The 19,935-nt window shown below is 65.0% G+C and carries 17 protein-coding genes and 1 riboswitch; all 17 genes read right to left on the minus strand.

Features of this window, described 5'->3' with window-relative positions; genetic code table 11:
• The coding region (locus tag H7007_RS09985; RefSeq protein ID WP_287155105.1) for a GAF domain-containing protein at positions 1–872 on the minus strand (872 nt) is incomplete at its 3' end.
• A 161-nt stretch (positions 873–1,033) separates the two neighbouring features.
• Positions 1,034–1,501: a 6,7-dimethyl-8-ribityllumazine synthase gene (gene ribH, locus H7007_RS09990; protein WP_287155106.1), complete on the minus strand. Its 468-nt coding sequence runs from the start codon at positions 1,499–1,501 to the stop codon at positions 1,034–1,036.
• A 27-nt stretch (positions 1,502–1,528) separates the two neighbouring features.
• Positions 1,529–2,782 carry a bifunctional 3,4-dihydroxy-2-butanone-4-phosphate synthase/GTP cyclohydrolase II gene (locus tag H7007_RS09995; RefSeq protein WP_287155107.1) on the minus strand — a complete coding sequence of 418 codons (1,254 nt, stop codon included), beginning with the start codon at positions 2,780–2,782 and terminating at the stop codon, positions 1,529–1,531.
• 37 nt (positions 2,783–2,819) lie between these two features.
• Positions 2,820–3,488 carry a riboflavin synthase gene (locus H7007_RS10000; RefSeq protein WP_287155109.1) on the minus strand — a complete coding sequence of 223 codons (669 nt, stop codon included), beginning with the start codon at positions 3,486–3,488 and terminating at the stop codon, positions 2,820–2,822.
• A gap of 4 nt (positions 3,489–3,492) precedes the next feature.
• Positions 3,493–4,650, minus strand: a complete 1,158-nt coding sequence (ribD, locus tag H7007_RS10005) for a bifunctional diaminohydroxyphosphoribosylaminopyrimidine deaminase/5-amino-6-(5-phosphoribosylamino)uracil reductase RibD (protein WP_287155110.1) — start codon at positions 4,648–4,650, stop codon at positions 3,493–3,495.
• Between the two features lie 151 nt (positions 4,651–4,801).
• Positions 4,802–4,917, minus strand: a riboswitch (FMN riboswitch).
• Between the two features lie 684 nt (positions 4,918–5,601).
• A complete protein-coding gene (gene rpe, locus H7007_RS10010) occupies positions 5,602–6,252 on the minus strand; it encodes a ribulose-phosphate 3-epimerase (protein ID WP_350340644.1) in 651 nt (216 codons plus the stop codon).
• Entirely contained in the window at positions 6,248–6,859 is a 612-nt protein-coding gene (thpR, locus tag H7007_RS10015) for an RNA 2',3'-cyclic phosphodiesterase (protein ID WP_287155112.1), read from the minus strand. The genes rpe and thpR overlap by 5 nt, the downstream gene beginning before the upstream one ends.
• Before the next feature lie 157 nt (positions 6,860–7,016).
• Entirely contained in the window at positions 7,017–8,258 is a 1,242-nt protein-coding gene (locus H7007_RS10020) for a competence/damage-inducible protein A (protein WP_287155114.1), read from the minus strand.
• Positions 8,259–8,261: 3 nt separating this feature from the next.
• A complete protein-coding gene (gene pgsA / locus H7007_RS10025; protein WP_287155115.1) occupies positions 8,262–8,864 on the minus strand; it encodes a CDP-diacylglycerol--glycerol-3-phosphate 3-phosphatidyltransferase in 603 nt (200 codons plus the stop codon).
• 84 nt (positions 8,865–8,948) lie between these two features.
• Entirely contained in the window at positions 8,949–10,304 is a 1,356-nt protein-coding gene (gene rimO, locus H7007_RS10030; RefSeq protein ID WP_287155213.1) for a 30S ribosomal protein S12 methylthiotransferase RimO, read from the minus strand.
• A 97-nt stretch (positions 10,305–10,401) separates the two neighbouring features.
• Entirely contained in the window at positions 10,402–10,635 is a 234-nt protein-coding gene (locus H7007_RS10035) for a hypothetical protein (protein ID WP_287155116.1), read from the minus strand.
• Between the two features lie 475 nt (positions 10,636–11,110).
• A complete protein-coding gene (locus H7007_RS10040; protein ID WP_287155117.1) occupies positions 11,111–13,354 on the minus strand; it encodes an FtsK/SpoIIIE family DNA translocase in 2,244 nt (747 codons plus the stop codon).
• Positions 13,355–13,802: 448 nt separating this feature from the next.
• On the minus strand, positions 13,803–14,579 hold the full coding sequence (gene dapB, locus H7007_RS10045) for a 4-hydroxy-tetrahydrodipicolinate reductase (protein ID WP_287155118.1): 777 nt from the start codon (positions 14,577–14,579) through the stop codon (positions 13,803–13,805).
• A 32-nt stretch (positions 14,580–14,611) separates the two neighbouring features.
• The gene (locus tag H7007_RS10050; RefSeq protein WP_287155119.1) at positions 14,612–15,877 is read right to left on the minus strand and encodes a M16 family metallopeptidase; all 1,266 of its coding nucleotides are present in this window, start codon (positions 15,875–15,877) and stop codon (positions 14,612–14,614) included.
• A 16-nt stretch (positions 15,878–15,893) separates the two neighbouring features.
• The gene (locus tag H7007_RS10055) at positions 15,894–18,191 is read right to left on the minus strand and encodes a polyribonucleotide nucleotidyltransferase (protein ID WP_287155120.1); all 2,298 of its coding nucleotides are present in this window, start codon (positions 18,189–18,191) and stop codon (positions 15,894–15,896) included.
• 56 nt (positions 18,192–18,247) lie between these two features.
• Positions 18,248–18,517: a 30S ribosomal protein S15 gene (rpsO, locus tag H7007_RS10060; RefSeq protein ID WP_287155121.1), complete on the minus strand. Its 270-nt coding sequence runs from the start codon at positions 18,515–18,517 to the stop codon at positions 18,248–18,250.
• 382 nt (positions 18,518–18,899) lie between these two features.
• Complete coding sequence (locus H7007_RS10065) at positions 18,900–19,826, minus strand: bifunctional riboflavin kinase/FAD synthetase (protein ID WP_287155122.1); 927 nt, start codon at positions 19,824–19,826, stop codon at positions 18,900–18,902.
• Positions 19,827–19,935 lie beyond the last annotated feature (109 nt).

Consider the following 19,935-nt stretch of genomic DNA (forward strand, 5'->3'; position numbering starts at 1 on the left):
AGGCGGGCGTTCTCCAGGGCCACGGCCAGCCGCTCGGCGAAAGCCTCTGCCGTCTCCAGCTCCAGATATGCCTGTTCCTCCCACCCGTCACCAGTTAGCGTGCCCAGCAGCAGCGCACCGATGACCCGCTTCCTCACCGTGAGGGGGACCAGAACGGCATCCCCACCCCACCCCTTTCCGGGCTCCCAGGCGCAGGATTCCCGAAGCTCATCCGCATACAGCGCTTTCCTCTTCCCCAGGAAGACCCCGGAAGCCTCCCCGGAAAGCCGCAGCGGTTCCTCCAGGCCGTCCGTATCCCCGGCCACGGGGACCAGGTGCCCGTTACGGTCCAGCTCCAGGAGCGCCGCCTTCCGCAGGCCCAGCAATCCCTTCAACCGCTCCAGTCCGGCCCTGGCGAGCGTTCCGGGATCGACCACCGCGGCCAGGGTGTCCGGGAAATCCTCTATCTGCCGCCACTTATCCGCCAGATCCCGCAGCCTCCGTTCGCGGCCCCTGAGGCAAGCCTCCATGAAGAGGGTCCTGGCCTCCAGGAGCACTACCTCCACCCTCCAATGGTCCTCGGCGGGGGAAGCCGTTCCCATCTCCTCGCGGAAAGGCGCCTCGGCACGGGCGATTATCCCATCCACCTGCTCCACGGCCAGCGGGTCCCTCCTTGCCCATTCCTCCGCCAGGGCGGCGAGCTCCTCCGCATGTCCCTCACCGCCATCCAGGCGCTCTTTAAGCAACTCACGATAGCGACTCGCGAGGACCTCAGGTGCCAATCCCGAGGGGCTCATCCCCACGGGATGGAACATGGTGGATTCCGGCGCGCCGGCCACTCGGGTCTCCATGCCCGTACCCCAAGCCATTCCTCGAGCGAGCTCGTTGGCCAACCTCGTCCTCCTCCGGGTTCAGTGGCGTAAAAAATGGGGCTGCCGTCTTAATTTATCGGCAGCCCAACGGGCCCTTTTAAGCCGGCACGGGGCCGGCGGGGGAAGCGGCCTGGGTACGTGTGGGCCGCCCGGCTGCGCAGCCCCCTAAACCCGGAACCCCTTCAAGAGGGGATCTCCTTGAGCAGGTTGGCCATCTCCACGGCGGTCAGCGCCGCCTGCCAGCCTTTGTTCCCCTGCTTGGCGCCCGCCCTCTCCACCGCCTGCTCGATGCTGTCCGCGGTTATGATGCCGAAGGCGGCGGGCACGCCCTTCTCCAGGTTCACACGAGCTATCCCCTTGGAGACCTCGGCGGCCACGTACTCGAAATGCGGCGTGGAGCCGCGTATAACCGCTCCCAGGCAGATGATGGCGTCGTATCTCCCGGAGCCCGCCAACCTGGAGGCCACCAGCGGGATCTCGAAGGAACCCGGTACCCAGGCTACGTCCACCAGGTCCATGTCCGCGTCGTGCCTTTTAAGGGCGTCCAGGGCCCCGTCCAGGAGGCGGGTGCTGATGAACTCGTTGAACCGGCTGACCACGATGGCGAACCTCAAACCCCTGGCCACCAGGTGGCCTTCGTAACTGGCCATGTCCTTCTCCTTTCCTCGCGCCTCTCCTCAGATGTCCAGAATGTGGTTCAACTTCTCCTTCTTGGCCTTCAGGTAGGCGTAGTTCTCCTCGCATGGTTCGACCACCAGGGGTATGCGCTCCACGACCTTGAGCCCGTACCCTTCCAGCCCCACCCTCTTGGCCGGATTGTTGGTCAAGAGGCGCATGGTGGTCAGGCCCAGGTCCTGCAGTATCTGGGCGCCGATGCCGTAATCCCGGGCATCGGGAGGGAAACCCAGCTCCAGGTTGGCCTCCACGGTATCCTTTCCCTCCTCCTGCAGCTCATAGGCCCGCAGCTTGTGAGGAAGGCCTATCCCCCGGCCCTCGTGGCCGATGATATAGAGGAGCACCCCCCGGCCTTCTTCCTCGATCATCTGCAGGGCCCGCCGCAGCTGCAGCCCGCAGTCGCAACGCAGCGAACCGAAGACGTCCCCGGTGAGGCATTCCGAGTGCACCCTGACCAGCACGTTCTCCTGTCCCTGCACCTCGCCCTTCACCAGCGCCAGATGGCATCTTCCGTCCACCAGGGACTCGTAACCGATGGCCGTGAACTCCCCGTACTGGGTGGGCATGCGCACCTCGGCCACCCGGCGCACCAATTTCTCCTTCCGGTTGCGGTAGCGTATCAAGTCTTCAATGGTGATCATCTTCAGGCCGAAGCGCTTCTTTATCTCCACCAACTGCGGCACGCGGGCCATGGTACCGTCCTCGTTCATGATCTCACAGATCACGCCGGCGGGATAAAGCCCGGCCAGACGAGCCAGGTCCACCGCGGCCTCCGTGTGTCCGGCGCGGCGCAGCACGCCTCCCTCCCGTGCCCGCAGAGGGAAGACGTGGCCCGGTTTGGAGATGTCCTCCGGGCGGGTGTTGGGGTCCAGCACCGTCTTGATGGTCACCGCGCGGTCGTAGGCGGAGATGCCCGTGGTTATCTTTCCCTTGGCCCCTATGGATACGGTGAAGGCCGTCTCGTGGGTGGAGGTGTTGTCCGCAACCATGGGGTGTATGTTCAGCTCGTCCAACCTCGAGGCGATGCAAGGCATACATATAAGTCCCCGCCCGTATTTGGCCATGAAGTTGATGGCCTCCGGGGTGACTTTCTCCGCAGCCATGAGGAAGTCGCCCTCGTTCTCCCGGTCCTCATCGTCCACAACGATTATGATCCGTCCGGCGCGTATCTCCTCGATGGCCTCCTCGATGGTGTCGAAGGGGCTCTCCTCCGCCTCCTCCGAGGCCACCGTCTCGCCTTCTCTCCTCTCCATCATCCGATTCCTCCTTCTCGTGCTCCATTGGATATCCGTCTCACACGAAGCCGCCTTCCACCAGTTTGCGGTAGAGGTCTCCGCCCTCGGTGGATGCCCCTTCCCCCACCCGGGAGGAGAATCCGCGTTCCAGGTAGGAGCGCACGTACTTGGCGATGATGTCCACCTCGAGGTTCACCGCGTCTCCCGCCCGCCTGCGTCCCAGGTTGGTGGCCGCCAGGGTGTGGGGGATGACCGCCACGCTGAAGCTCGTGCCGCGCAGGGCGCTCACGGTGAGGCTTATCCCGTCCACGGCCACCGAACCCTTCTCCACCAGGTAGGCGGCTATGCCGGGGGGGGCGTCTATCACCAGGGTGCGCCCCCTGCCCTCCTCCCTTATCTCGGTTATCCTGCCCACTCCGTCCACGTGCCCCTGAACCAGGTGTCCGCCCAGCCTGGAATCCAGGCGCAGGGCCCTCTCCAGGTTGACCACCTCCCCGCGGCGGAGGCTACCCAGCGTGCTCCGCTGCAGGCTCTCCGGCGATACGTCCGCCGTGAAGGAGCCGTCGCGGGTCCCGGTCACCGTGAGGCACACGCCGTTCACGGCCACCGACTCTCCCAGGTCCAGTTCCCTCCACATGCCCGGGCAGGAGATGCGCAGGGTCCCGCCCCGGGGGGTGAGATCCGCCTCGAGCACCGTCCCAAGTTCCTCGATGATACCGGTGAACATGGCCTCAGGCGCCTCCCCTCGCCGTTGCCGGCGTCTTCCTTTTCACCACTTCCGCCTCCAGCATCAGGTCCTCGCCCACGCGCCTCTGCCGCGTCCAGCGGAGGTCAAGGCCCTGAGAGGGGTCCTCCACCCGTAGCCCCTCCACCCACGAGCGTGCCTCACGGTCACCGAAGACGCGGGGGGCCAGGAAAAGTACCAGCCTGTCCGCTAGCCCTTCGCGAAGGAGGGAGGCCATGAGCGTCGGTCCCCCCTCCACCAGTAGGTGTGCCACCCCCTCCCTCCCCAGGGCTCGCAGGAGATCCAAGAGGTCCACGCCCCCGTCCGGCGAGGCTCCGACCACCCAGACCTCCACCCCCCGGCGGCGCAGCTCCTCTGCCTTGGCGGCGTCGTGTTCCGCTGTGGTGGCCACCACCACCTTAGGGTGGCCGCCGCGGGCCAGCCGGCGGTCGAGACCCATGGTGAGGTGCGAATCCACCACCACGCGCAGGGGATGGTGGGCGCCCCGCAGGGGCACATGGCGCACGGTCAGTTCGGGGTCATCCGCCTCCACAGTACCTCGCCCCACCAGCACCGCGTCGCTGACGCGCCTCATCTCGTGAACCAGGCGGCGTGCCGCCTTTCCGGTTATCCACCGCGAAACCCCGTTCCGTGCCGCTACCTTCCCGTCTGCAGTGGCGGCAACCTTGAGCGTCACCAGGGGAAGCCCCGTGGTCACGTACTTGATGTAGGCGGCATTGAGTTCCTCGCTCTCCTGCCGGAGGATGCCCATCTCCACGTCGATACCTGCGGAGCGTAGCCTCTCTGCGCCTCCGCCCTTGACCTCCGGGTTGGGGTCGGGAGCGGCGATGACTACCCTGGAGACACCGGCCCTAAGCACGGCCTCCGTGCAGGGTGGGGTCCTCCCGTGATGGTTGCAGGGTTCCAGGGTGACATAGAGGGTGGAACCCGCGGTCCTCCCGCTCGCCTCGGCCAGGGCCACCACCTCCGCGTGGGGGGTGAAGGGGCCTCGATGGTAACCCTTCCCCACCACCTCTCCGCCCCTGACCACCACCGCTCCCACCATAGGGTTGGGGTGGGTCATTCCCTTCCCTCTGGCGGCCAGGGCCAGGGCCAGCCGCATGAACCTCACGTCATCATCGCCGCTGCGTACGGCCTCTTTCACGCATCCACCTCCGCGTGGATCGGGCTCCGGTGCATCCTGTATGTGATGCGGGGCTGCCTTCGGTATCCGGGCGTCCACCGCCGGGCGCTCAAAAGGCCGGGGCAAGATGAAGGGCGCCGGGAGAAAACCCGGCGCCCGCGAGGGGACACCTCCAGGTCTTCTCCCATCCGGACTTTCACCGTCGGTGCCGGAATTTCACCGGCTCTGCCGTAAGGCTCGCGGACTTTCACCGCCGGTCGGGGTTTTCACCCTGCCCCGAAGACCTTCACGTGAAAGATTATATTGCCCCGCAACCCTCCTGTCCATGATGGAGAGCGCCTCACGACCAGCCCCTCCGGACGTTTCCCCAGCTCCGGACGGGGGATCCAGGCGAAGGTCCTCCTCCTAAACCCCGGATCGGAGGCGTCAGGCGAGGAGTGTGCCTAGTGCCCAGCCCCTCCGGGCGCTTCCCCAACCCCGGAATGTGAAACCACCCTCAAAGGGAAGGGGTTCTCGGGGACGCCCACAGGAACGGCGGGGGAAGAAGCGAGGCTTATCACCTGGGTGGACAGGAATCGCCGTAGGCTCGCGGAAGGACAAAGGAAACCGCCGGTGAGGAGCGGGTTCGCCTGCGGAAGGCGCTCCGTGCCTCAAGGGATTTGGGGTGACGAACAGAGCGCGTTCAGCCCTGCGGAAAGGTCGCTTAAAACCCCCAATACGTTCGCCGTCCCGAGATAAAGGAGTTCTGCTTCTTCCGCCCCGAAGAGCGCAGGCCGCAAAGACAAGTTTTGAACTCCCGTTTCGTTATCCCGAGGTCCCGGCTCGGGTTCCTCCTCTCCCCGGAGGCGCCCGCCGAACAACACGGCCAAGCGTAGTGGTACGGCCTTCCCCCTTCCTCTCCAACTCTCCCGGGAAGGCCCTGACGGGGCTACCCTCACCACGCGCAACGGCCACGCCGGAGTTCCCCTTCCTTTAACTGTCGAGAAGACGGCGGATCTCCTCCGCGGCCCGCCGCGGGTCGGGAGCGGCGTAGATGGAGGAGCCCACCACCACGATGTCCGCCCCTGCCTCCCTTACCCGGGCCAGGTTCTCCGTCTTCACGCCCCCGTCCACCTCCACCTCCACTTGCAAGCCGAGGCGGGCCGCCTCCCTCTTGATCTCCCCCACCTTCTCCAGGGCCTCCGGAATCATGGCCTGGCCCCCGAAGCCCGGCATCACCGTCATCACCAGGACGTAATCGCAGAGCTCGAGGTAGTCGAAGACGCTGTGCGCGGGAGTCTGGGGGTTGATCACCATGCCCGCCCTCTTCCCGTAACCCCGGATCATGCCCAGTATCTCACCGGGATACCTGGTCACCTCGGCATGGAAGGAGATCCAGTCCGCTCCGGCCGCGGCGAAGTCCTCCACGAACTCGGCGGGGTGGGCGATCATCAGGTGCACGTCCAGGGGAAGCCGGGTGATCTTCCTCACCGCCCTCACCACCAGGGGGCCGAAGGTGATGTTGGGCACGAAGTTGCCGTCCATCACGTCCAGGTGGACCGCGTCCGCCAGCCCTTCTATGTACGACACGGCCCTCCGCAGGTCGGCGAAATCGGCGTTGAGCAGGGAAGGGGCCAACTTAATCGCGTTCAACCTTCTTCCCCCCCAGTTCGAAACGCCTCACGGGAAAATAGGTGGGGCCCTGCGGGGAGAGAACGCTCCGGTAGAGGGTGATCTCCCTCACCTGGAAATCCATCTCCTCCAGGCCGGAGAGCTCCTCCTCCAGGGAAGCCAGCCAGGAGCAACAGTCCATGGGATTCTTCAGCCGTGCCAGGGTGAGGTGGCCCCGGAAAGGGCGCGCTTCCCTCTTCACCCCCACCCTGGTGAGGCCGGAGTCCAGACCGGAGGCCAGTGAGGCCGCCTCTTCTTCCCCCTTCCCCATGCCCACCCAGATGACGCGGGCCCTGCCGGGAGAAGGGAAGCCTCCGCAACCCCTCAGGGAGGCGGTGAAAGGACGGTGTTCAAGTGCCTTCTTCTCTAGGATGCCCTCCAACCTCTCCACCTTCTCTTCCGGGTATTCCCCGATGAATTTCAGTGTAAGGTGCAGGTTCTCCTCCTTTACCCAGCGGGCCTGGGGAAGAAGGCCGGCTTTTTTCTTCACCGCGGCGGCTATCCTCTCCCGGACCCCCTCCGGAAGGTCCAGGGCCACGAAGAGCCGGAGGGAGCCGCTTCCCTTTTCCTTGCCTCCCATTACCCCACGTCCCCGTCATCGAACGCTTCGCTACCCATATCCTTCTCCATCCCCAACCGTTGCACGCCTCCCATCTCTATCCTTCTTACCTTCCGGAAGCGCAAGTGGTCCTGAAGGGGGGAGAGAAGAGGCCCGCTCGCCCAGGAGCCCCCGTCCATCAGCGCAGGTTCTGCGTGCTCACGCCCCGGACTCGAAAGTATGCCAGTGCCAGGGCGATATTTGCGGCGAACATGCGCACCATCTCCCGGTTCCCGGGAAGGCGGTACTTGAAGGTGGACACCCCGTTGCCGTCGGCAACGGCCAGGGCCACCGTCCCCACGGGTTCCCTCTCCACTCCCTGTCCCGGGCCCGCCACCCCGGTCACGGAGAGGCCCAGGTCCGCGCCCAGCTTTTCTCTGACCCCGCGGGCCATGGCCGCGGCCACTTCCTCGTTGACCGCCCCTCTCTCGAGGAGCAATCCGGCATCCACGCCCAGAAGCTCCTCCTTGGCCTTGTAGCTGTAGGCCACCACGCCACCCCGGAAATAATCGGAGCTTCCCGGCACCCGGGTTATCCTCTCTCCTACCATCCCTCCGGTGCACGATTCGGCCACCGCAAGGGTCATACCACGCTCCCGAAGCTCGCGTCCCAGGTTTCCCTCCAGGCTCTCCTCGCCCTCCGCGACCACCCAGTCGCCCAACGCCCCCCTTACCCTCTTCCTCCCCTCCTCCACGAGGCCCGCCTCCGCCGCGGAGAGGCGGACCTCCACCTGCCCCGTGAGCGCCCGGTAGGAGACCTTCAAGCCCTCCAGGCCCGTGAGGACCTCGCTAACCCTTTCCCCCACCTCCGACTCCGGGCGGGCGGCCACCAGGAGTACGGCCGTGGACGCCTCCCCACCGGGGTATCTCTCCTTGAGGCGGGGGATCACGTCGTTGTCCAACATGTCCCGCATCTCCCGCGGAACACCGGGGAGAAGGACGATGACCCTTCCCCCTTCCTCTATCCACTGGCCCGGCGCCGTGCCCAGCCGGGCCTGGAGCCATTCCGCGCCCCGCACCCGGTCCGCCTGCCTGGCGTTGGAGGGCGACATCTCCCTCCCCATGGCGTCGAAGAAGGAGCGCAGCCTCTGCTCCACCTCGGGGTCCCTCTCCAGCTCCCGTCCCAGGGCGGAAGCCACGGCCTCCCGGGTGAGGTCGTCACGGGTGGGGCCCAGCCCCCCGGTGACGATAAGCAGATCGGAGACCCGGAGGGCGAAGGACACGGTATCCGCCAGCGTCCGGAGTTCGTCGCCCACGGCGGCGCGGAGGACAATCCTCCACCCCAGGGACTGCAGGCGAGAGGATATGAAGTCGGAGTTGGTGTCCGTGACCCTGCCGTCGAGCAGTTCGTCCCCCACGGCGAGCAGGGCGCATTCCTTCATCCCTCAACCTCCTTCGGCGGGAGCCAGGTATCGCCTCGATTTCAGGATGTAATCCAAGCCCGAATAGAGGGTGAGGGCCACCGCCGCGGCCACTGCGGCATGGCGTAGTGTTCCGGAGCCCTTGCCCTCCTCCTCCATTATCACCGCCAGAAGGGCAAGGAGTTGGGAGTTGGTCTTCAGCTTTCCCCACATGCTCGCCGGGACCGACCTCCCGCGGACCCCGGCGTAAACCCGGAAAAGGGTGATCAAGGCCTCACGGCCGATGATGACCCCGGGAACCCAACCCGCGAGGCGCCCGCGCCGCGCCAGCATGACGAAGACGGAGGAGATGCATATCTTGTCCGCCAGAGGGTCGAGAAACTGTCCCAGCCTGGTCTCCTTGCCCTGCCTGCGGGCCAGGAACCCGTCCATGAAGTCGGTGGCCGCCGCCACTCCCAGGGCCGCCGCCGCCAGCCTGTTCCTGCGGCGGCTTTCCTTGAGCAAAAGGGCCACGATTAGCGGCGAGATGAGTATGCGCGAAAATGTAAGGGCATTAGGCAGGTTCCAGTTCTCTCCCGGGGAAGGGCCCGGGGCTTCCTCCCTTCTGGTATTATCTGGCAAAGACAAGGGGTCCGTCCTTTCGGGTCCGTTCTTTCGCCACATTCTCAGAGGTCTCGGCCGGCCGTCTCCGGCCCGTAGAGGCCCTCTCCCTTAATTTCCCCGCCTCTTCCGCCCCGGGGTTTTTCGCCCGTTCTTCCCGAGCCGCCCCCTGGGCACGGCCACGACGTCGATTCCCTCCGCCGCGGTTACCCTCACCTCGCACCACTCGCCGGCCTTCAAGTCGTCGCCATGGGGTATGAAGACCACGCCGTCCACCTCCGGCGCCTCGCGGTAGGAACGGGCCTCCCAATGACCCGGCGCCTCCTCGCTCTCCCCTTCCACAAGCACCCAAAGGTCCATCCCCACCGTCTGGCGGGCCTTCTCGCGCATTATCTCCTCCTGCAGGAGGGAGAGTCTCCTGAGGCGCTCCTGTTTTACCCGACGCGAGGAGCCCCCTCCGAGAGGGAAGGCGGGGGTGCCTTCCTCCTGAGAATAGCCAAAAAGCCCCAGCCAGTCAAAGCGGGATTCCTCCACGAAACGGCATAGAAGCCGGAAGGAGGCGGCGTCCTCACCGGGAAAGCCGACCATGAAGGTGGCCCTCAACGCCGCCTGTGGGAAGCTGCGGCGTATAATTTCCACAATTCTCCTGTAGGAAGCGTAATCCCCCCTTCTGTGCATCGCCCTGAGCACCGCGGGATCCACGTGCTGGAAAGGAAGGTCGAAATAGGGGTACACCTTGGGGCGGTCCATGGCCTCCAGGAGCCACTCGTCCACCCCTTCCGGGTGCATGTACATCACCCGGACGCGGAAATCGCCTTCCAAAGCGGTGATTTCCTCAAGGAGCGAGGGGAGGCGGCTCCTCCCACCCCAATCCTTGCCGTAGGAGGTAGTGTCCTGGCCCACCAGGACTATCTCGCGCGCTCCCCGCCGCAGGAAGAAGGAGACCTCCCTCACTATCTCCTCCGTGGGGCGGGAGACCAGGGGGCCTCTTATGTCGGGGATGGCGCAGTAGGCGCAGCGCCGGTGGCATCCTTCGCTCACCTTCACGTAAACGTAACCCCTGCACAGGGTGGAGGAATAGGCCCGCGGCACCGGTTCCTGGAGGCCCCTTCTCCCCCGCTCTCCACCGCCTTCCAAAATGGAAGGCAGTTCAGGATATTGCGCAGGGGTGACGAAGATGTCCACCTCCGGCAGAAGCCCCGAGAGCGTCTTCTCTCCGTAGCGGGCCACGAGGCATCCCGCGACCACCAAGCGGCTTCCCTCGCGGCGCGCTTCCGCGAGCTCCAGTACGGTCTCCACGGATTCCTCCACCGCGGGCACGATGAAGGAGCAGGTGTTCACGATTACCAGATCCGCCCGCCTAGGGTCTTCCTGAAATTTCCATCCGACCCTCTGGAGCAGGCCGGAAATATAATCCGAGTCAACCTGGTTCTTCGGGCAGCCTAGGGTGGTCAGATGGAAGAACATGGTCACGGGGTGACCCCCCCGTAAAGAGAAACCGGAGACTGCTTCTCCAAGTCTTCCAGAAAACGTTCGAAGTGGGGAGCTCTCCAGCTGCCGGGGGTCAGATTCTTATGGACCTTATCTTCTCCGCTACCCCCATGCCCACTTCCCGGCCGGAGAAGAAGGAGACCGATCTCTCGATCTTCTCCGCCAGGGCAGGGAGGTGCTCCATGGTGAGCTCGTCCGGCGTGGTGCCAATCAGTTCGCAATTCTTCTTTACCGTAGCCTTGGCGATGAAGTCGCCCACCGCCGCGGACAGTATCTTCTCCACCTCCATAGCCAGCTTGTTGGCCAATTCCCCCTCCGTTCCCCCTTCACGATCGCCCTCGTCGAGGAACCGGCTGCCTCATGCACATATACGGCTACAGGTCTTCACCTTGATTATAGCAAACCTGCCGTTTTGGCCTGAATATCCTTCCATCCCCTTTTTATAGGGAATGCAACGCCTTCCCTTCCCCTCAGAATCCTCCGCCGCGCCGGGAGGAGGCCTTGGGCTCTGGCGGGGGCGTGGTATCGCCTTCCACGCATGGCGCGGGGCAGCGGATGCCATCCTCGAGCAAGGCTCCGACTCTTTTTCTGTTCCCTCCACTGCGAGGGTTTAAACCGTGAACGCGCCCTCCTCTCGCACATCCGTTGAGTTCTTATCTACAGGGGTTTGAGGCCACCGTTCTCCACACTGTTTCTTCCCCTTGGACGGCCGATTACCCTCAAAGTCAACGCCCGGACGCGATGAGCGGCTCGATGCAAGGATGAACGTAAGGTCGATGAGATCAGCCAACGCCTCCCGCCGTGCCGGACTCGCCGCCTTCCTGGCGCGACCTGTCCCGGCGGCGCCTCATCTCCTCCAGCTCTTCCTCGGTCATCAGGACGGCCCGCGGTTTGCTGCCCTCGAACCCGCCCACGATGCCCATGTCCTCCATGATGTCCACCAGCCGGGCGGCACGAGCGTACCCCACGCGCAGCTTCCTCTGCAAAAGCGAGGCTGAGGCCACTCCGGAGCGCACCACGATCTCGATGGCCTCGTCCAGGAGTTCGTCCTCGTGATCCTTCTCCCTTCTCTCACCCCCGGCCTCCTCCAGGATGTCCTCCCGATAATCGGCACGCTTCTGCCGTTTTATGTAACCGGTTATGGCGGCTATTTCCCTCTCCGAGACGTAGGCACCCTGTACCCGTACGGGTTTTGAGGTCCCCGCGGGTAAGAAGAGCATGTCGCCGTGGCCCACCAGCTTCTCCGCCCCGCCCACGTCCAGGATGACCCTCGAATCCGCCTGGCTGGCCACGGTGAAGGCTATGCGCGAGGGCATGTTGGCCTTTATGAGCCCGGTCACGACGTCCACCGAGGGACGCTGGGTGGCCACCACCAGGTGGATCCCCACCGCTCTGGCCATCTGGGCGATGCGGGCGATGGAGTCCTCCACCTCCGCGGGAGCCACCATCATCAGGTCCGCCAGCTCGTCTATGACCACCAGTATGTAGGGCATGGGCGGGAAGAGCGGCTCGCCGTTCTCGTCCCTTTCCTCGCTTAGCCCTTCCTTCAATGCCCCCAGATAGGCCACGATGTTCTTCACCCCCGCCCTGGAGAGGACCTGGTAGCGGTACTCCATCTCCCTCACCACCCAGGCCAGGGCGCTGGAGGCTTTCTTGGGATCGGTGATCACCGGCGCCAGCAGGTGGGGGATGCCGTTGAAGTGGCTGAGCTCGACGTACTTGGGGTCCACAAGCAGCATGCGGACCTCATCGGGCGAAGCGGTCATGAGCACGGAGGCGATGATGGCGTTGATGCAGCAGCTCTTGCCGGTCCCCGTGGCCCCGGCCATCAAAAGATGGGGCATGTCCCGCAGGTCGATGAGCACCGGATGCCCGGAGACGTCCATGCCCAGCCCCACGCGAAGGGGCGAGTCCGGCTTCCTGGCCCGGGGAGCGGACAGGATGTCCCCCAGGGTCACCAGGTCCCTTTCCCGGTTGGGGATCTCGATGCCGATGGCCGACTTTCCCGGAATGGGGGTTATGATGCGTATGTCCGGGGAAGCCATGGCGTAGGCGATGTCGTCGCTCAGGTTGAGCACGCGGTTCACCTTGACGCCGGAACCCAACTCCACCTCGAAGCGGGTTACCGTGGGCCCGCGGGTCACCCTGGTCACCGCCGCGTCCACGCCGAAGTCCCTGAGGGTCCGCTCCAGCACGGCTATGCTCTCGTTGACGCTCTTGTGGGAGATGGAAGATCTTTCCGAGCGCACCAGGAGCTCCAGTGGCGGTAGCCGGTAGGGCTTCCCGGATTCCCTCACCTCCAGGGCCACCTGGCCGCCCTCCTCTATCACCAGGGGCGGATGGGAGACCCTCTCCGTTCGCGGGCGGGGAGGGTTTACCTCCCCGGCGGCCGTCTCCTCCGCCGTGCTTACCGGCGGCGGTGCCGGTGCTCTTTCCTCCGCCGGCAGTGGTTCGCGCGCCTCCCTCGGCTCCCTCCGCTTCCCCTGCAGAGCGGCCCTTCTCGCCCGCCTGGCCTTGAGCCTTTTCTCCACCCTCTCCTGCAGGTACTGGGATAGGGTCAGGCCGGTGAGGAGGAGGAACCCCACCAGGAGCATCCCCACCACCAGGACATAAGCGCCCGTGCGCCCCAGGAGTTTGACCAGCGGCCAGGAAAGGGCCGCCCCTACCAAGCCGCCTCCGTGAAAGAGGTTGTCGAGGAGGAACATCTCCTCCGGCCCACCGGCTCGGAGGTGAAAGAGGGCACAGGCTCCCATTAGAAGCACGGAGACCCCCGCAAGCTCCACCCAGGTGACCCTCCACCTGCCCTCACCCGCCTTCCCGATGTCCCCCAGCCTTCCGAGCAGAAGGGCGAGTCCCACCCCGGCCACCAGGAAGGGCAGCGGAAAACGCAGGTAACCGAGAAGGTAGGAGAAGAACCATTCCAGCCCCCTGCCCACCGGGCCCAGTGCGGAGAGGAAGGCAAGAAGGAGCATAACGCCGGCCAACAGGAGGGAAACACCGTATATCTCCCGCAGGTTGCGGGGCAATCCCCCTCGTGACCCGCCTTTGCCCCGTCCTCTCGGAGGAGCGGCCCTTCGGGCCCCGGAGGTCCCTTTTTTCCTTTTCCTCCCAGGTGATGAAGCCACCCCGCACCTCCCGCCAAGGTGTACGCCCGGCCGCGGCCGTCCCCGCCGGGCTTCCTCGCTCATCCCGGTTTAAACTTAACTTCCACCAACGACACTTTCATACCTTTATGTCGCCTCGACGCCCTTTTATCGCGGCTTAAGGCGAGCAAACCGCGATCCGTCGGAACCCTTTCCCACCGCCGACGTTTTTCCCGAACGCGGACCGATCACGCGTCGCGGATAAATGCTCCGCGGCGAAGGGGGGCGCAGTTTGCCTGTCGGCGAGCGGCGTTCGTCAGCTAAGCCGGATTCACGGACCCCGGTTTTAGGAGGATGATGGAGGCGCTTCCGGCGGGATCGCCGATTCCGCTCAAAGATCCATGACCTTCTCCAGCCCCAGCACCAGGCCGGAGACCTCCCCTACCCGGCGCACCGCCAGGAGAACTCCCGGCATGAAGGAGGTGCGGTCCAGCGAGTCGTGGCGTATGGTGAGCACTTGCCCTTTCCCCCCGAAGATGACCTCCTGGTGGGCCACCAGCCCGGGAAGGCGCACGGAATGGATGTGTATCCCCCCCATGGAGAGCCCGCGCGGTCCCTCCTCGCTCTCCTCCGCCTCTTCCTTTCCCCGCGCCTCGAGCACCAGCCGCGCCGTGTTCCGAGCCGTGCCCGAGGGGGCGTCCAGCTTGGCCGGGTGGTGCAGCTCCACTATCTCGCATTCCTCCATGTAACGGGCGGCGCGCCTGGCGAAATCCATCATCAGCACCGCCCCCACGGCGAAATTGGGTGCCACCAGGCACCCCACGCCGCCCTCCCTTGCCGCGCGATCCAGCTCCTCGAGGTCCTTCTCCGTGAAGCCCGTGGTGCCCACCACGCAGGGGATCCCCTGCCGGAGCAAGCGCGGCAGGTTGGCGCGAGCCGCCTCGGCGACGGTGAAATCCACCGCCACCTCCACCCCGGCCTCCGGCATGGCTCCCACGTCTCCGCGGACCACCACGTCGCTTTCCAGGCCGGGGACCAGTTCCGCTAGCCTCCGCCCCTCGAAGGCCGGGTCCACCGCGCAGACCAGCTGCAGGTCCTCTTCCCCAACCACTGCCCGGCAGACCTCCCTGCCCATGCGGCCACCCGCTCCGCAGACGCCGACTCTCATGCCCGCTTCCCTCCTGTCACTGCCCATAGGATTCAGAAGAGGTGGGCCTGGAATTCCCGGTCCCCGAAGGGCCCGATGATCACGGCCACCAGCCTCCGGGAGCCGAAGATCTCGTTAGCCAGCCTCTGTACGTCGTCCAGGGTCACCTCTTCCACCCGTTTCAGCAGCTCGTCAAGGGTCAATATCTCTCCCCCGCTTATCTCCGCCTTGCCCAAGCGGGTCATGCGGCTACCGCTGTCCTCCAGACTGAGCACCAGGCTCCCTTTGATGTGGCCCTTTGCGCGCTCCAGTTCCTCCCCGCTCACACCCTTTTCCAGAAGGAGGTCGATCTCCTGCTTGATGAGCTCCATGACCGCGGGCGCGTTCTCCGGGCTGGTCCCCGCATAAACGGCCCAGAGCCCCGTCTCCGCGTACATGGAATGGTAGGAGAAGATGGAATAGACCAGGGACCTCTCCTCCCTTATCTTCTGGAAAAGCCTGGAACTCATCCCCCCTCCGAGGATGTTGTCCAGCACGGCCAGGGCGAAGCGGGCCGGGTGCCGCCGCGGGAGTCCCTGGGTGCCCAGCACGATGTGGGCCTGCTCCGTAGGGCGGTCGTAGACCACGGTATGGGGCCTTATCTCCGGGACCACACTGTGACGGACATGGCGGCCGCGACCGCCGTCCACGGCCATGAGCCTCTCCACCATGTCCACGATGTCCTCGTGTTCGACGTTCCCGGCCACGGCAACGACGATGTTCTCCGGGTAATAGTATCTGTCGAAGAACTCCCTTATGTCGGTGCTCTGCAGGGTGCGGATGACGTTCTGGCTTCCCAGCACGCTCTGCCCCAGCGGATGGGACTCCCAGAGCGCGGAGACGAAGAGGTCGTGGATGATGTCGTCTGGCGAGTCCTCGTGCATGGCGATCTCTTCCAGGATGACCTTGCGCTCCGCGTCCACGTCCTTGGGGGAAAGTCGCGAGTTCAGGAGCATGTCCACCATGATGTCCATGGCCTTCCCGAGGTTCTCGTCCAGCACCTTGGCGTAATAGCAGGTGTATTCCTTGGCCGAGAAGGCGTTCAGCTCCCCCCCTATGGCGTCGAACTCCTCGGCTATGCGCCGGGCGGAGCGCCGCTCGGTTCCCTTGAAGAGGAGGTGCTCGATGAAGTGGCTGATGCCGGACAGCTCCTGCGGCTCGTCCCTGGAGCCCACCCCCACCCAGAACCCGGTGGTGACGCTCCGCAGGTGAGGCATCTTCTCGGTGAGGATGCGTATGCCATTGGCGTTCTCCGTCCGCAGGTAGCCGGTTTCCCTCATGGAGGCTACGGTCCCCTTACCAGTTTCTCCTGTCCTGCTTGAACCGGTTACCCTCCCCCTTGCCGCGGTTGCGGGGGGACGGCCGGCCCTGCGAACCAGGGGAATGCCGGGGCTGGGGACGGGCCTCCTTGAAGCCCTTGGCCTTCCCTTCCTCCCGGGGCGCCCCGGCGACCACGCTCTCCTCGGGGACCTTGAGGTCTAAACCGCGCAGGTTGACCCGGCCCAGCTTGTCTATCTCCATGACCTCGACCCGTATCTTGTCGCCCACGTTGAGCACGTCCTCCACCCGGTCCACGCGCCGGTCGGAGAGCTTGGAGATATGGATGAGGCCTTCCTTTCCGGGCAGGTATTCCACGAAGGCGCCGAAGCTGGTGGTCCGGGTGACCGTACCCTCGAACTGCTCACCCGGCTGGGCCTCTCGGATTATCTGCTCCACCATCCGCTTGGCCGCCTCCGCGCTGGCCAGGTCCTTGGCGGTGATGAAGACCCTCCCGTCGTCCTCTATGTCCAGCTCTACGTCGTGCTCGGTTATGATGCGGTGAATGACCTTGCCGCCGGGGCCGATGACCTCACGTATCTTGTCCACCGGTACCTCGAAGGCTATGACCCGCGGGGCGTAAGGCGAGAGCTCGGGCCGCGGCTCGGCGATGGTCTCCCGGATCTTCTTCAGAACGTACATGCGGGCCTCACGGGCCTGCTCCAACGCCTTCTCCAGGGTCTCCACGGATATGCCACGGATCTTCATGTCCATCTGCAGGGCGGTGACCCCGTCCTCGGTGCCGGCGACCTTGAAGTCCATGTCCCCGTACTTGTCCTCGATCCCCTGGATGTCGGTGAGCACCACCGTGCGGTCCTCCTCCTTTATCAACCCCATGGCGATGCCTCCCACGGCCTTCTTCTCCTTGAGGGGCACGCCGGCATCCATGAGGGCCAGGCTGGAGGCGCACACCGAGGCCATGGAGGTCGAGCCGTTGGATGAAAGGACCTCGGAGACCAGGCGGATGGTGTAGGGGAACTCGTCCTCGTCGGGTATGAGGGTCACCAGGGCTCTCTCCGCCAGGGCGCCGTGCCCGATCTCCCGTCGACGGGGGCCGCGCAGTATGCCCGTCTCACCAACGCAGAAGGGCGGGAAGTTGTAGTGATGCATGAAGCGCTTGCTCTCCTCCGGGGAGAGGTCGTCTATGCGCTGCATGTCGCTTATGGGCCCCAGGGTGAGCAGGGTGAGCACCTGGGTGAGACCGCGGGCGAAGAGGCCCGAGCCGTGGGTGCGGGAGACCAGTCCCACCTCGCAGGTGATGGGCCGTATTTCCTCGGGACGCCTGCCATCCACGCGCAGGTCGTCTTCCACGATCATGCGGCGCATGCACCTGCCCACCTGCTGGTCGAAATATTCCTTCAGCGCGGCCAGGAACTCTTCCGTGGTCCCCTCTATCTCCGCGGCCAGGACGAACTCGTTCAGCAGGTTCTCCAGGGCCTTGTCCCGCTCCGGTTTCTCCACCTGGTTGCGGGCCATCTCCCGCAGGAGGCCCTCCACCTTGGACCTCAACTCCGGGAAGCGGTTCTCCACCGCCTCGAAGTCGTGTTTGCGCAGGTTCACTTCCCGCTTGGGCTTTCCCATCTCCTCGATCATCTGCTGCTGGATGCGGATCATCTCCCGGATGCCCTGCTTGGAGAACTCCATGGCCTCCACCAGGTCGGCCTCCGAGACCTGCGAGGCCCCCGCCTCCACCATGATGATGTCCACCTCGTTGCTCTCCGGGTCCAGGACCCCGGCCACCACCAGGTCCAGCGTGCTCCTCTCCATCTCCGGGATGGTGGGGTTGATGGCCAGCCCTTCCGGGAAGAGGCCCACCCTCACCGCGCCCACCGGTCCGTTGAAGGGGATGTCGGAGATGCACAGGGCCGCCGAGGCCCCATTGACCGCCAGCACGTCGGGGTGGTTTATCTGGTCCACGCTGAGGATGGTGGCGATCACCTGTACCTCGATGCGCATCCCCTCCGGGAAGTTCGGCCGCAGGGGACGGTCGATGAGGCGCGCAGTGAGTATGGATTTCTCGGAGGGACGGCCCTCCCGGCGGAAGAACCCGCCGGGGATCTTCCCCGCCGCGTACATCCTCTCCTCCACGTCCACCACCAGGGGGAAGAAATCGCGATCCACCTCGTTCTTCGACCCCATGGCGGTGACCAGGATATCCGTCCCCCCGCAGGAGACCACCACCGCGCCGTCGGCGAGGCTGGCCAGCTTCCCCACCTCGAAGCTGATGGTCTTGCCGAACAGGTCGGTCGAGAACCTCTTCACTTCTCCGTCCGTCATTCTCTTCTCATCTCCATTCGTAAATAAAATTCGGCCGGCGTTCAGCCGCCCGCCGGCTACCGCCGTAGCCCGAGCCGTTCGATAAGCTGTCGGTACCTCTCCACGTCCTTCTCCCGCAGGTAGTTGAGCAACCTCCTCCGCTTTCCGACCATCTTCAGAAGGCCCCGCCTGGAATGATGGTCCTTCTTGTGTACCTTGAGGTGCTCGGTGAGCTCCTCGATGCGCTTGGTCAGGAGGGCTATCTGGACCTCTGCGGAGCCCGTGTCCTTGTCGTGGGCACGGAATTCCTGAATGATGGACTGCTTCTCCTCGCTGGAGAGGGTCATGCCTTTTCACCTCCTCGATCCCCATAGACCCAAGCAGGGGGCGGCAACCACCCTCCCTAGGCCTAGGTTCGGGCGGGAATCGCCCGCCCAAACTCTTCATCCTTTCATTACGTCTACTCGATGATAGCACAGTGGCGTGAGGCGGGTAAATCACGGTGGAGCTGCGCAGGGCGAGGGAAAGGCCCCTTGAGCCGGGGGCACCCTCAGGTCCGTTATACTCGCGGCCCCTCACGTTGGTCCTTCCGGCGCCCCAAACCCTGCGCATCCGGAAATGGAAGCGTAAGGAGGATCGAAAGGGGCCGGAGAATCTCGTTCGCCCCTCCCCCCATGGCCTCTTCACGCCGGTCGGGCCGCATCACGAGATGTGGCGAGCCCCGGTGGGCTATTCGCCCATGGCCTCTCGGACATCCCTGGTTATCTGCTCCCGTAGGGCTTCCGGGCTCTCGAAAGTCATCTCCCCCCTCAACCTCCGGCGGAAGGAGACCCCCAGATACCGCTGGTAGAGGTCCCCGCCCTCCCATCCGGGTATGTGCACCTCTATCCGGCGCCGGGACTCCGGATGAGGGAAGGTGGGTGCCCGACCGATGTAACTTACCGCGGGCATCACCGTGCCCTCAAGATGGGCCTCTCCGGCATAGACCCCATTGGCGGGGATGCAGCGGTCGTCGTGGACCTCGACGTTCGCGGTGGGGAATCCCAGTTCTCTCCCCCTCCCGTCTCCCCTGACCACCACCCCCTCCACCAGGTAGTCCCATCCCAGCCGGCGGGCGGCCTCCTCCACCTTTCCCTCCTCCACCAGGCGCCGTATGGAGGTGCTGGATACCACCTCCCCGTCCACGGTGAGCAGAGGTACCGGCGTCACCCCCATGCCGTAATGCGCCCCCAGGGACACCAGGAGGGATATGTCCCCCTCCCCGCCCCGGCCGAAGCGGAAGTTCTCACCCAAGACCACTTCCCGGGCGTGAAGCTTCTCCGCCAGGATTTCGGAGACGAACCTCTCGGCGGTTATGTCCGCGAAGGACCGGTCGAAATGGACCATGAGCACCAGGTCAACGTCCATCTCCTCCAGGAGGCGCAGCTTCTGGGCGCTGGAGGAGAGAAGGCGGGGGTGTTTACCGGGGTTGAGCGTTTCTATGGGGTGGCGATCGAAGGTGAAGACCACGCAGCGCAGCCCAAGCTCCCGGGCCTCCCGGTGGGCCATGTCGATTATCCGGCGATGCCCCAGGTGCACGCCGTCGAACATGCCGATGGTGACCACCGTCTCGCCCAGATTGTGCGGTACGGCCTCCAGGCCGGGTATTATCTCCATATCCTGCCCTTTCTCCCGCTCTCACGCCGCTTCCTCTTCCCTTGGGTCGTTTTACGGCGGCGGATAATCACGTCCTTCGCATGCCACTCCTCGCGACCCGCATACACCG

The organism is Candidatus Solincola tengchongensis, assembly GCF_015711935.1.
Taxonomy (GTDB): Bacteria; Actinomycetota; Geothermincolia; order Geothermincolales; family RBG-13-55-18; genus Solincola_A; species Solincola_A tengchongensis.

Coding starts and splice junctions, on each gene's coding strand:
- H7007_RS10000 (WP_287155109.1), bottom strand. CDS start 3,488: ATGTTCACCGGTATCATCGAGGAACTTGGGACGGTGCTCGAGGCGGAT.
- rpsO (WP_287155121.1), bottom strand. CDS start 18,517: ATGACCCTCTCCAGCGAGGAGAAGCAGTCCATCATTCAGGAATTCCGT.
- ribH (WP_287155106.1), bottom strand. CDS start 1,501: ATGGCCAGTTACGAAGGCCACCTGGTGGCCAGGGGTTTGAGGTTCGCC.
- H7007_RS10065 (WP_287155122.1), bottom strand. CDS start 19,826: ATGGAGATAATACCCGGCCTGGAGGCCGTACCGCACAATCTGGGCGAG.
- H7007_RS10055 (WP_287155120.1), bottom strand. CDS start 18,191: ATGACGGACGGAGAAGTGAAGAGGTTCTCGACCGACCTGTTCGGCAAG.
- dapB (WP_287155118.1), bottom strand. CDS start 14,579: ATGAGAGTCGGCGTCTGCGGAGCGGGTGGCCGCATGGGCAGGGAGGTC.
- H7007_RS09995 (WP_287155107.1), bottom strand. CDS start 2,782: ATGATGGAGAGGAGAGAAGGCGAGACGGTGGCCTCGGAGGAGGCGGAG.
- rimO (WP_287155213.1), bottom strand. CDS start 10,304: ATGTTCTTCCATCTGACCACCCTAGGCTGCCCGAAGAACCAGGTTGAC.
- thpR (WP_287155112.1), bottom strand. CDS start 6,859: ATGGGAGGCAAGGAAAAGGGAAGCGGCTCCCTCCGGCTCTTCGTGGCC.
- H7007_RS10020 (WP_287155114.1), bottom strand. CDS start 8,258: ATGAAGGAATGCGCCCTGCTCGCCGTGGGGGACGAACTGCTCGACGGC.
- H7007_RS10050 (WP_287155119.1), bottom strand. CDS start 15,877: ATGAGGGAAACCGGCTACCTGCGGACGGAGAACGCCAATGGCATACGC.